Origin of the sequence: Agrobacterium tumefaciens (assembly GCF_005221325.1) — a bacterium.
Classification (GTDB): domain Bacteria; phylum Pseudomonadota; class Alphaproteobacteria; order Rhizobiales; family Rhizobiaceae; genus Agrobacterium.
In genome coordinates, this window is record NZ_CP039889.1 from 454,336 (window position 1) to 466,456 (window position 12,121).

Sequence of the window (12,121 nt, forward strand, 5' to 3'; positions counted from 1 at the left end):
GTCATCCCGCCGCCCCATCAAAGCCGCCCGGAAACGAGGCGGCTTTTTTCGTTGGCCGGCCCCGGCGGCGAACATGGCGATGACCGGGCATGGGGCTTCGGACCGGGTGACTTGCCCGAAAGTGCTCCAGCCCCTGCGTGGCAAGGCGATGCAGCTGTGGGCATTGTCGCCGCCATTACAAAAGTTTAAGGTGATTTCACAGCGCATTGGGTGTCTTGTGGGGGAAAGCTGCTCCCAAGGCTTGCCGCACATGTTCGGGAAACATGTACTCTCATTACGCGGAATCGTCAGATGAAACGTTTCTGGACCGCCCTTAGCGTTCTTGCCATTGCAGCCGCCGCTACCTGGTATTTTAGGGATCGCCTGCCGCTCGATCAAATCCCTTATCTCAAACAATTTTCCAGTGCGTCTCCGCAGCCCGGCGCCGAAACTGCAACGCAGTCCTCCCAGAACGGCCAGCCCGCCCGGCAGTCGGGACAAAGACAAGGTGGCGGAAGGCGCAATGGCGGGCCACCCACGGTCAGCACCATCGCCGTCGCCAAGGCGACGCTGCCGATGGATGCAACGGCGACGGGGTGGGCGGTTGCGGCCGATATCACCAATATCGCGCCGCTTCAGGCCGGCCTCGTCACGGAAATCAGCGCGAAGGACGGCCAGCATATCAAGGCGGGCGATCTGATCCTCAAGTTGGATGATCGTATTGCCCTTGCCGCCGTCGACAAGGACAAGGCCAATATCGCCGCCGACCAGGCGACGCTGGAGCAGACGGAAGCAGCCTTCCAGCGCGCCGCCAATCTGGTCAAGCAAAGTGCAGAATCCCAGCAGGTGCTGGATCAGGCACGGGCAGCGCGCGACAGCGCCAGCGCCAAGATCGACGCCGACAAGGCAACGCTCGCCTCAGATCAGGTGACGCTCGAACATATGGAAATCCGGGCCCCGTTCGACGGGCGGCTCGGCGATATCACTGTCAGCCCCGGCGCTTATCTCAGCGCAGGCATCAATATCGTGACGATCACCAAATATGACCCGATCTCGGTCAGTTTCCGGCTTTCCCAGCGCTACCTGCCGCAACTGCGTGAAGGCGTGACAAAAGATACCGCTGTCGATGTCGATCCGGCGGCGACGGGTGGCGAACCCATGCGTGGCGTCCTGCGTTTTTATGACAATACGGTGGACCAGACCTCGGGCACCGTCTTGGCAAAAGCGGAGTTCAAGAATGATCGTGGTCTTCTGTGGCCCGGCCAGTCTGTGAACGTCACGGCCCATTTCGTCTCGGACGATGAAATGATCGTGGTGCCGACGGTCGCCGTGCGGCCCGGGCCGAAGGGCAATTTCGTGTATACCGTCGATAGCGATCACCATGCCCATATGACACCGGTGGAAGTTGCCCGCTCGAATGGCGATCTCACCGCCATTGCCAGCGGCCTCAATGGTGGCGAACATATCATCGTCGAGGGTCAGTCCGAACTTGCCGATGGCCAGTTCGTGGTCGAGCAATTTTCCGACAAGGGCGGTGCGGCTGCCAATGTGGCCGCCAACATTCCGCAGGAACAGGTTGGCGGCCAATGATCCCTAATTTCTGCATCAACCGACCCGTCGCCACCACACTTCTCGCCATCGGCCTCGTGCTGGCCGGGCTTGCCGGCTTCCGCCTGCTGCCGGTCGCCGCCCTGCCAAAGGTGGATTTTCCGACGATCAACGTGTCCTCGTCGCTATCAGGCGCCTCGCCGCAAACCATGGCCACATCGGTCACCACACCGCTGGTCAAACAGTTCGAGACCATTCCCGGCGTCAGCGAAATCAGCGCCACCAACACGCTCGGCAACAGCTCGATCGTGCTGCAGTTCGATCTCAACCGCGATATCGACGCTGCGGCGGCCGATGTTCAGGCCGCCATTTCGCGCGCGCAACGGCAGTTGCCGAGCAACATGACGACGACGCCGAGCTATCGCAAGACCAATCCGGCCGATGCGCCGGTGCTGTTGCTCGCCGTCAACAGCAAGGAAATGCCGACCAGCAAGGTGGATGAGATCGCCGAGAACATCATCTCGCCGCTTCTCTCCACCATCTCGGGCGTCGCGCAGGTGAGCATCTATGGTGCGCAAACCTATGCCGTGCGCATCGGCCTCGATCCGACGCAGCTTCAGGCAAGAGGGCTCGGTGTCGATACCGTCACAACGGCCATCGCCCAGGCGAATAATCAGGTGCCCGTGGGCGCCCTGCAGACCGACAATCAGCGCCTGACCATCGAGGCCAATACCCAGCGCACCAATGCAGCCGCCTTCCGTTCGCTGGTCGTCTCGACGAATAATGGTGCGCCGATCCATCTCGGCGATATCGCCAATGTCACCGACAGCATCGACAATACCAATGCCGGCAGCTGGTTCGATGGCGAACAGGCCATCATTCTCGCCGTGCAGCGGCAGCCGGATGCCAATACCGTCGAAGTGGTCGATGCCATCAAGGCCAAGCTGCCGGCGCTTCATCAGCAATTGCCACCATCCGTCAATATTCACGTCATGAATGACGCTTCGACCGCCATCAAGGATGCAATTTCGGACGTCCAGTTCACCCTGTTCCTCACCATCGGGCTGGTGGTTGCGGTCATCTATCTCTTCACCGGGCACCTGACGGCGACCATCATTCCGGGCCTTGCCGTGCCTTTGTCGCTCATCACCGCTTTCGGCATGATGTATGTTCTAGGCTACAGCATCGACAATATCTCGCTGCTGGGGTTGACGCTATCGGTAGGCCTGGTGGTGGATGACGCCATCGTCATGCTGGAAAATATCCTGCGCCTGCATGAAAAAGGCCTGCCGATGCGGGAGGCGGCCCTGCAAGGCGCGGCAGAGGTCAGCGGCACCATCCTGTCCATGTCCGTCTCGCTGGTGGCCGTCTTCATTCCCATTCTGCTGATGGGCGGCGTGATCGGCAGGCTCTTCAACGAGTTCGGCATGGTCGTCACGCTGGCAATCATGGCCTCGGCGCTGGTTTCACTGACGGTGACGCCCATGCTCGCCTCTCGCCTGTCGGGCCATTCCTCCCGGCCGCCGGCCATCATCCGCTGGTTCGATGCTGGCTTCGAGCGCACGCTTCGCCTTTACGGCAAGGCCGTCGGCTGGTGCCTTTCCCACCGCCGCATCGTGCTTGCCTCGTTTCTCGCCTCGGTCGCTGCCTCGCTCTACCTGTTCGAAACGCTGCCCTCGAGCTTCTTCCCGCAGGAAGATATCGGCCGTCTCTCGGTCTCGACACAGGCGCGTGAGGATATTTCCTACACGGCGATGCGCGATCTTCAGGCGCAGGTTGCCGATCAGATTCGCAAGAACCCGGCCGTCGTGCATGTCACCTCCATCGTCGGCGGCAATTCACGCAATCCGCTGAACAACGGTTCGATGTTTGTTGAACTGAAACCCAAGGAAGAACGCGCGCCGCTCAGTCAGGTGCTGACCGAACTGGGGCAGGCCACGTCGAAGGTGGCGGGCATCCGCACCTATATCAACCCACAGCAGAGCCTGCGTTTCGGCGGACGCAGTTCTGCCAGCCAGTACCAGCTCGTCGTTCAGGGCCTGAACGCCGATACGACCAATGAATGGTCGAACAAGCTGATGGAGGCGATGCGCCGCGACCATACATTTACGTCAGTCACCTCCGACGCCCAGAATGGTGCGATTGCCGCCACGATCTCTGTCGATTCAGAAAAAGCGGCGGCCTTCGGCATCACCAATGACCAGCTGCGCAAGACACTGGAAATGTCCTTCGGCGGTTATACGGCGGCGCAAATCCAGTCGACCGGCGACAGTTACGACGTCATCGTGGAATTCGACAGCTCAAAGCCCTGGAATGATGATTTCCTCAGCGATATCAACATTCTTTCCGCGAAATCCGGGGTTCTGGTTCCGCTGTCCAACTTCGCCTCGCTGACCCGTACACAGGCACCGGTTACCATTAACCAGACAGGCCAGCTCGTCTCCACCACGATTTCCTTCAACCTGCCGGATGGCGTGGCACTTTCCGATGCCACAAGCCGGATCGACCAGATCAAGACCACGATCGGCCTGCCGCAGGATGTATTCACCAGCTATGGCGGCACGGCGGCGATCTTCCAGCAGAGCCAGGGCAACACCGGCATCCTCATTCTGGCGGCGGTGCTGACCATCTATGTGGTGCTGGGCGTGCTCTATGAAAGCTTCATCCACCCGCTGACCATCCTCTCCGGCCTGCCGGCCGCCGCCTTCGGGGCGCTGGTGGCGCTGAAGGTGATGGGCATGGATTTCTCGATCATCGCACTCATCGGCCTGCTGATGCTGATCGGTATCGTGAAGAAAAACGCGATCATGATGATCGACGTGGCGGTGGAACTGATGCGCGAAAAAGCGGAACCGCCCGCAACCGCCATTCACGAAGCCTGCGTGCGCCGATTCCGGCCGATCATGATGACCACCTTCTGCGCATTGCTGGGCGCGCTGCCCATCGCGCTCGGCTCCGGCGCAAGTTCGGAACTGCGCCAGCCGCTCGGCATCGCCGTGGTCGGTGGTCTCATCGTTTCGCAATTGCTGACGCTGTTCATCACACCTGTGATCTTCGTGGAGATGGACCGCTTCGGCCGTTTCCTCACCGGGTTATTTTCCCGCAGGAAAAACGTTGAGCCCCATGCCGAACAGGAAAAACCGCAAGGCAAGACCGAACCGGATTCGGTCGCAGCCTAACGCACCTCCCCGAGGCGTTTCAGCGCCTCGGGGAAACCTTTGCCCTGCAGCTGGAACGACACGGTGCGGCCCTGCAGATCAGGCGCCTCGATAGTGAGCGTCTGCTCCGCCTTCAGCGCCGAGATCAGTTCGATGAAGGGCGTGAAGGACACGATGCAGCCCACCGGCAGGCAGGTGCTGACCTGCACTTCCTGCAAGCGCATATTTCCCGATTTCACCGAAAACAGCTTGGTGACGGCCAGACCGAACGGCAGCACCATGGTGCCGGTAAGTCTCTCGGGCGTCGTGGCATCGTCCAGCCGGAACTCCACGGAAACGACCAGCTTGCGGGTTTTTTCCTCAAGCTGAACCTGGGCGATGGCGCAAGCCGGCTTCGTCTCTCCCCCTGTGGAGGGTGCGATATCGGCACCGTCTTTTTTTGCAGCAGCCGCACAGGCAAGCTGCCAGCTTCCGTGAACCTCGTGCAATGGCGTTTTCGCCGCCTCCTGCGCAGCCGCATCACCCACCGCGGCACCGGCGCAAAGAAAAACCGCAAGCCCCGCTTTCGCGATGCAGCTTTGATTGTGTCCCATCAGAAACGAACTCCAAGTTCGGCGGCAGCGGATTGATCCAGAACGCCAGCCCCGAAAACCGCACCATAACGGAATGTCAAAGTGGCCGATGGCGTCAGATCGTAGCTCAGCCCCAGATTTAATATCGCCTCATCGCGCGGACTCGCGGTACTCGCGACCGAGAACGCACCACCACCCTCGTAGAACAGGCTGCTGCCCACGGCCGCATCGCCATAATTGTGACGCCACGCCAGATCGAACATCGCGCGGCCAAGCATGCCTTCAAGCGCGATATCACGGGTGATCCGCGCACCGAGTGTCGTATAAAGCTGATTGTAACGTGCGGAGCCGGCGGAAACCGCCGCAATGCCGCCCTTTTCCTGGAAGGCATCCGTTCGAGTGTTCACATAGGCAATATTCGCATAAGGCTCGATATGGGTGAGGTCAAAATCGAACCGCCAGGCGGCTTCGGCAAAGACCTGCGATGTGGAACCGCCATAGCTCGCGGAAAGGCTCTCCTCCAGCGTGGAGAAGGAAATCGACCGGCGGGTTTCGGCATCCTGAAAAGCGTGGATTGCACCAAGTCGCAAAGAGGCGGGGCCGATCGTCGTACCCGCATAGGTGGCCAGATAGTAGCTGTCCACATCGGCCGAAGCGACAAGCGCGGTCTGGTTGATATCGTCATGGCCATAACCGGCCGCCACCCCGGCACGCCAGCCATCACTCAGTTCTCCATCGAGGCCAAAGAGAACGCCACCGCCTCTCATATCGGCAGATGAACCATTGCCGTCGCTATCGATACGTCCGCGAGAACCGAAACCACTTGACCAGAAGGTAAGCGCCCCTTCGTCAAAGGCTAGGGGGTTCTGACCGCCTTCCGCATAAGCGACCGGCAGGATCGGCCGCGCATCGACCCCCTCGAAGGCGCTGCGCAGCCGGTTGAGAATGACATCGCGGGTTTGCCCGCTGCGATTGATCAGGGCCATGGCGAGCGACGGGTGAATCTCCCCCGCAAGCTGTGAAAAGGCTGATTGCGTTTCGCCCTGCTGAAGAAAGACGGCCGCCTCGTACAAAGGCGCGCTTTCTGCGAGCGCCTCTACGGCATTGGCGGCGGCGCGCGCATTGGCTGTCGAGGTTGAAGCAGTAAGGAAACCGGCACCCATGGATGCCGGGCTGAAGGACAGATAGGTGACACCGCCATCGGCACTCTTGGTGAGGCCGGCGGTCAAATAGGCGAAATTCTCATCGATGTTGGAGAATGTGCCGGCAATCCCGCCCGTCGCGCTCAAGATCGAATATCGCGTCTTCAGACTGAAGGCCGAATGGTTCGTCAAGGGAGTGACGACAAGGTTGACATCGTTATCGATGGTGATGGTGCCGGTCACGGCTAATCTGTCGGAATTGCCATTGGCGTCTATTTCAACGGCATAGGTCGAGCCACTCGCGAATGTCGCATTACCCGTAGAGGTCAGCGTGCCGATCGAATTGCCCGGTGCAAGCGTGCCGCGCGAGCCGACCATCAGGCCACCAATCGTGCCTGAGCCGCCGAGCGTCGCACCGCCCGCCACCGAAACGACGCTTGCGAGCGAACCATTGACGCTGAGTTTTCCAGCCGAAACCGCAGTCGGGCCCGAATAGGTGTTGTCCGCCGTCAGAACCAGATTACCTTCACCGGTCTTTTCAAAACTGCCGCTGCCGCTCATCACGTTCGAAAACGTACCGGCCCCATCCACGACGAGCCGTGCATTATTGACGATATCGCCGGCGCCGAAACTTCGCGCCGTCCCCTGCAAGGTGCCGCCCGAAATCGTGGTGCCGCCGGAATAGCTGTTATTGCCGGAAAGCCGGGTGATGCCGTTTTGCGCAACGACGCTGCCCGCCCCAGAAATATCGGCGGCGAGCAAATAAGCCGTCTCGGAATGATTAAACACCATCCTGCCATTACCAGCGCCGAAGCTGATTGTCCGAGCATCCACCGCGCCAGCCGAACGAGCGGTCTGCCCGGCAGCGGCGCCAATGTTCAAAACCCCGGTCGAACCCGCCGCCGAGGCGATCACGATGGTGGGTGCTGCAAACGCCGCCCCGCCCGTCACCTCGACGGAGCCGCTTCCGGCAGCGCCGATCACCAGCATGTCACTGACCGAAGCGCGCGAACCTGCGCCACTGACGAACACGGTTCCATCCGACCCCGCCGAAGAACCGACATAAAGCTGATAGGCATCAAGCGATGCATCATTCGTGACCGTCAGATCGCCGGAACCGGATTGCCCGACAGTGAGGCGACCGGAAGTGCCGAGGCCTCTATCGACATAGGCAGTAACATTCGAGCCTGCGCCGGTGATGGTCATCGTCCCGGAAGAGCCGGCCAGATCGCCAAGCATCACTTGCCCCGCCCGAATGTCTCCACCGGCACTGACCGTGACATCGGCCGAGGATGTATTCTGATAACCGGCTATCAGGGTGCCGGTCACCTTCCAGCTGGAACCGTCACCGGTAATGGTGACAGACGAAGAGGAACCACTGAGCGCAGCGACGACACTGTTATTGCTCTCGACAGTGCCTCCAGTTTCGACCACCAACGCGCCATTGCCGCCGCGCCCCACGGTGAGGCCGCCACCACTGCGCAGCGTGCTGTCTGCGCCGGAAATCCGGGCCGAGCCGCTACTGCCGGCATTGGTGGCGAGCACGATGTTTCGAGCGTCGACGAGGCCGCCGCCGGTGACAGCCAACGATCCCGCGCCCTTGGCGCCGATGTCGAGAGCACCGCTACCGATGGTCCATGCCGACCCCCGACCGTCGACAACGGCAGCGCCTGTTGCCCCGGCAACCGCGCCAAGCTGCGCAGCTGTGGTTTGCACCGTGCCACCCGCCGCAATATTCAGCCTCCCGTTGCCCGCCGTCCCGCTAGGGTCGGATGTATCGCCGCCGATCTGCAGATCGCCGGTCTTCCAGTTCGAACCGTTACCTGTCACCGTCGCCGAACTTACCGAATGGCGGCCGATAACCGCGTTGCCGCTGTCGACGGAGCCTGCCGCCTCGACCAGAAGCGTCGCGGCTCCACCATTGCCGATCATCAGCGTGTCACGGCTTTGCAGCGACGAGCCCAGACGGCTGACCGTGACGGCGCTGCCGTCCGCCGACTCCAGATTGGCGATCACCGTCGTCGTCTGGCTGATGACGGTTCCGCCGCCGGTAATAGTGAGTGTGCCGACACCGGCGTCGCCGACCACCATCTCGCCCGAGGTTGTCCAGCGGCTGCCTTGGCCTGAAACGATTGCAGTTCCTGTTGTGTCTTCATCCTCGGCGACAACGCCACGGACACTATCCAGCTTGCTGCCTGCAAGCACATTCAGACTGCCGGCTCCACCGCTGCCGGACGACGACCCGCTGCCGAAACCCACGAAAACAGTATCGGAACTTGTGAGGCTGGATGAATTATCAAGCGTGAGGGAGCCGTTTCCCGTCCCGATTCCACCGATTTTGACCGTTCCAGACGATGCCGTCGTACCGTGCGAAAGCACAAGGACACCCGTACCGCTACCGCCGACAGAAACGATCTTGTCATCGTCGTTTTTCCAGGTCGCACCGGAAAAAGTCGCGGCGCCAGAAGACCCGTCGGCGACACCAAGGTAGAATGATTTCGTCTCCAAAGCGCCCAGCACCACCAGCGTGCCGTTCCCGCCGATACTGACGCCAATGGAGACTTCATTCGCTTCGGCGCTTGTGCCGATCGTGATCGCCGGCCCGAATCTATCTATGAAAACATTATCACCAGCGTCAGGCACACGTCGCGAGAGCGCCCAGTTCGCGGCCGTAGACCAGTCCTCGCCGCCGGAACCTGTCCAAAGTAATGTTTCGGCTGCAGCATTGGGCGCAGCAAAAACCGAAAGGGTAAAAAAAACCGCTCCACCGCCGGTAACAAACCTGCGCACCGTCGCTCCGCGCATTTCCGCTGTCGGACGGCTTTGACCTTCCGAGCCATGGCAGAAACAAGCGGACATTCAATCTCCCTTATCCACGCAGAAAGCGGACTTTCTTCGATTCGGCGAATCGATCGCCTCGAATAAAGTCAACTAAGCCAGTTTGGAAGATGATTTCCAGTAAGAACAGCGTAAAATCTATTTTTTACTGCCTGGAGAAAGACAAAACGGAGCACGACCGGCGTGCTCCGTAAAATAAGCCAGAAGATCGGTTGAGTAACGATACTCCACCGGAACCTGGAAGTGACGGTCCCGGCGAAGCTCTGTTATTGCCGGGAAAAACGACCGAAGGCCCCGCCAGAAAAGCACAGCGGATCACCATCACGATGGGCGGCGCGCAGCACCTCACCGATGATGATCGTATGGTCACCGCCATCATGAGCCGCAGCACGCCGGCATTCGAAACGGGCGAGCGTTCCGGGAATGACCGGCACGCCTTCGTCGTTGATTTCCCATTCCAGATCATCGAAAGCACGGCCATTGCGGGTAAAGCGGGCGCTCAGCACATCCTGATCGGCACTCAGCACATGAATGGCGAAATGGGTCGCCTCACTGAAAGCCGGATGGCGTGACGAGCTTTTCGCCGGGGACCACAATACCAGCGGCGGATCGAGAGAAACCGACGCAAAGCTGTTGACCGTCATGCCGATCGGACCTTCCGGCGTCGTGGCCGTCACCACAGTCACGCCTGTCGTGAAAGCGCCGAGCGCATTGCGAAAGCTGCGGCTGTTGTCGCCGCCAGGAACGAATACGTGCTCATTGGGCATTTTCATCGCCTCTGCCACTGTCATCACGGCACCTCTTTTCCAATCGCAAGGGTGTAGAGTTCGAACCAGGTCTGGCGGTCCATCGTCACGCTGAGCGCATCGGCAGCGGTTCTGATCCGCTCGATATTATTAGTGCCGAGCACCGGCACGATCTTTGCCGGATGGCGCAGCAGCCAGGCGATCGCGACAGCCGTCGCGTCGATGCCCTGTTCCTTGCCGATGCGCTGCAGGGCAGCCATTGTCCCACCATGCGCGCCTGAAAACAGCGAACCGCCACCGAGCGGCGACCAGGCCATGGGCGAAACGCGCTTTTCCTGCAGGTATGCGAGATCGCCATTGGTGAAGGTATCGGTGGCAAGAAGGCTCATTTCGATCTGGTTGGTCACGAGCCTGTTGCTCATGGCCGATTGCAGCAGCGAAAAGTCCCACGGGCGGAAGTTGGAAACGCCCACCGCCTTGACCTTGCCGGAGGCGACCAGCGCATCGAGCGCCTTGCCGGTTTCTTCCGCATCGATCAGCGGGTCCGGACGGTGAATGAGCAACAGGTCGACATGATCCGTTCCCATGTCGCGCAGCGATGCTTCGACCGAGGCATTGATGTGGCCAGCCGTCGTATCGTAATGTTTGACGCGGGCGGCGGAGTGACGTCCGGCCGGCGCGACGATGCCGCATTTGGTAACGATTTCGATTTTGTCGCGCAGTCCGGGCGCAGCCTTCAGGCCGCCGCCGAGAATGGCTTCCGCCGTGTATCCGCCGTAGATATCCGCCTGATCCATGGTGGTGATGCCCTGAGCCAGGCAAGCCTCGATCTTCGCCTGCACATGCGCCGGCGATGTATCGGCGTCGTCACCGATACGCCACATGCCGTAGACGATGCGGCTGAGTTCGAGTGTTTCAGAAAGAGCGATACGTTCCATCAGTGGCGTTCCCCGTTGCCGAGCGGCGTGGCAGGCGTTTCAGAAGGCACCCGGCCGTAAGCATGCGGCAGGGAGCAGGTTTTCATCTGCGGCAGCACCTTGGTGCCGAAATGTTCCGCCTCGTCAAGATGCGGATAACCGGAGAGGATGAAGGCGCGGATACCCATCTTCTGGTATTCCTCCAATGCCGAAAGAACCTGATCCGTCGAACCGACCAGCGCCGCACCGCAGCCGGAGCGCGCCCGGCCGATACCGGTCCATAGATTGGGTTCGACATAACCGAACTTGTCGGCCAGTTCACGGGCGCGCGCCTGATGCGAGACGCCGAGCGAGCCGCTGTCATGGGCGCGGTTGCGGATCAGCTGGCCATATTCGTCATCGAGCTTCGAGACCAGATGTTCGGCATATTCGCGGGCTTCCTGTTCGGTATCGCGCACCACCATGTGAACGCGCAGGCCGTAATCCAGCGTGCGGCCATGGGCGGCGGCGCGCTCATGGGCGGCGCGCATGCGGTCTGCCAGCTGGTCCTTCGTTTCCGGCCACATCAGATAAACGTCACACTGTGCGCCGCAGAGTTCCAGTGCATCCGGCGAATAACCGCCGAAATAGAGAAGCGGGCCGCCATTCTGCTGGTAGGGCCTTGCCGGTTCAGTCGACACACCCTTGAACTGGTAGATTTCACCGTCATGGTCGATGGTGTCGCGCGTCCAGGCCTGACGCAAAATCTCGACGACCTCGTGGCTGCGCTTGTAACGGAAAGCGCTGTCGGCGACTTCGCCGGGGAAATCCGAGCTGATGACGTTGAGCGTCAGGCGACCTTTCAGCATGTGGTCGAGCGTTGCCACGGTCCGCGCCAGCATGATCGGCTGCATTTCGCCGCAGCGGATAGCCGCCAGGAAATTGATGCGGTCGCTGATCGGCGCGCAGCCGGCAACGAAGCTCAACGTGTCCTGCCCGACCTGATAGGACGAAGGGCAGAGAATGTTGCGAAAACCGAGTTCCTCGGCTTTTTTGACGATATCGGAGCAATGTTCGAAGCTGGAGCGCAGGCTACCATCCGGCACGCCCAGATAGGCGTAATCATCGGAACACAAAGCGGAAAACCAGGAGACCTCAGCAGCATCGAGATCAGCGGATGTAACGGGTACGACGGTCATGCAATTCCTCCTCAGGGCCGCTCTCGTTTTTCTTGCATAACAT

The 12,121-nt window shown here is 60.5% G+C and carries 7 protein-coding genes; 2 read left to right on the forward strand and 5 right to left on the reverse strand.

Annotation, left to right across the window (positions count from 1 at the left end; genetic code table 11):
- The first annotated feature begins 291 nt into the window (after nucleotides 1-291).
- Together CFBP5499_RS17040 and CFBP5499_RS17045 are read left to right on the forward strand one after the other, a co-directional pair.
- Nucleotides 292-1,569, forward strand: a complete 1,278-nt coding sequence (locus tag CFBP5499_RS17040; RefSeq protein WP_080829734.1) for an efflux RND transporter periplasmic adaptor subunit — start codon at nucleotides 292-294, stop codon at nucleotides 1,567-1,569.
- Nucleotides 1,566-4,706, forward strand: a complete 3,141-nt coding sequence (locus CFBP5499_RS17045; protein WP_080829733.1) for an efflux RND transporter permease subunit — start codon at nucleotides 1,566-1,568, stop codon at nucleotides 4,704-4,706. Before CFBP5499_RS17040 ends, CFBP5499_RS17045 begins: the two co-directional genes overlap by 4 nt.
- Here CFBP5499_RS17045 and CFBP5499_RS17050 read toward each other — a convergent pair.
- From CFBP5499_RS17050 to CFBP5499_RS17070, 5 genes are all read right to left on the reverse strand, one after another.
- Complete coding sequence (locus CFBP5499_RS17050; RefSeq protein ID WP_080829732.1) at nucleotides 4,703-5,278, reverse strand: invasion associated locus B family protein; 576 nt, start codon at nucleotides 5,276-5,278, stop codon at nucleotides 4,703-4,705. The two genes, CFBP5499_RS17045 and CFBP5499_RS17050, sit on opposite strands and share 4 nt — an antisense overlap.
- Nucleotides 5,278-9,258 carry an autotransporter domain-containing protein gene (locus CFBP5499_RS17055; RefSeq protein ID WP_080829731.1) on the reverse strand — a complete coding sequence of 1,327 codons (3,981 nt, stop codon included), beginning with the start codon at nucleotides 9,256-9,258 and terminating at the stop codon, nucleotides 5,278-5,280. The genes CFBP5499_RS17050 and CFBP5499_RS17055 overlap by 1 nt, the downstream gene beginning before the upstream one ends.
- Nucleotides 9,259-9,503: 245 nt before the next feature.
- The gene (locus tag CFBP5499_RS17060) at nucleotides 9,504-10,028 is read right to left on the reverse strand and encodes a flavin reductase family protein (protein ID WP_080829730.1); all 525 of its coding nucleotides are present in this window, start codon (nucleotides 10,026-10,028) and stop codon (nucleotides 9,504-9,506) included.
- Nucleotides 10,028-10,921: an aldo/keto reductase gene (locus CFBP5499_RS17065; protein ID WP_080829729.1), complete on the reverse strand. Its 894-nt coding sequence runs from the start codon at nucleotides 10,919-10,921 to the stop codon at nucleotides 10,028-10,030. The genes CFBP5499_RS17060 and CFBP5499_RS17065 overlap by 1 nt, the downstream gene beginning before the upstream one ends.
- Complete coding sequence (locus tag CFBP5499_RS17070; protein ID WP_080829728.1) at nucleotides 10,921-12,078, reverse strand: LLM class flavin-dependent oxidoreductase; 1,158 nt, start codon at nucleotides 12,076-12,078, stop codon at nucleotides 10,921-10,923. The genes CFBP5499_RS17065 and CFBP5499_RS17070 overlap by 1 nt, the downstream gene beginning before the upstream one ends.
- Nucleotides 12,079-12,121: the final 43 nt, after the last annotated feature.

Bases quoted from the DNA above. Each gene is read 5' to 3' on its own strand.
- CFBP5499_RS17040 (WP_080829734.1), top strand. From the start codon at position 292: ATGAAACGTTTCTGGACCGCCCTTAGCGTTCTTGCCATTGCAGCCGCC.
- CFBP5499_RS17045 (WP_080829733.1), top strand. From the start codon at position 1,566: ATGATCCCTAATTTCTGCATCAACCGACCCGTCGCCACCACACTTCTC.
- CFBP5499_RS17050 (WP_080829732.1), bottom strand. From the start codon at position 5,278: ATGGGACACAATCAAAGCTGCATCGCGAAAGCGGGGCTTGCGGTTTTT.
- CFBP5499_RS17055 (WP_080829731.1), bottom strand. From the start codon at position 9,258: ATGTCCGCTTGTTTCTGCCATGGCTCGGAAGGTCAAAGCCGTCCGACA.
- CFBP5499_RS17060 (WP_080829730.1), bottom strand. From the start codon at position 10,028: ATGACAGTGGCAGAGGCGATGAAAATGCCCAATGAGCACGTATTCGTT.
- CFBP5499_RS17065 (WP_080829729.1), bottom strand. From the start codon at position 10,921: ATGGAACGTATCGCTCTTTCTGAAACACTCGAACTCAGCCGCATCGTC.
- CFBP5499_RS17070 (WP_080829728.1), bottom strand. From the start codon at position 12,078: ATGACCGTCGTACCCGTTACATCCGCTGATCTCGATGCTGCTGAGGTC.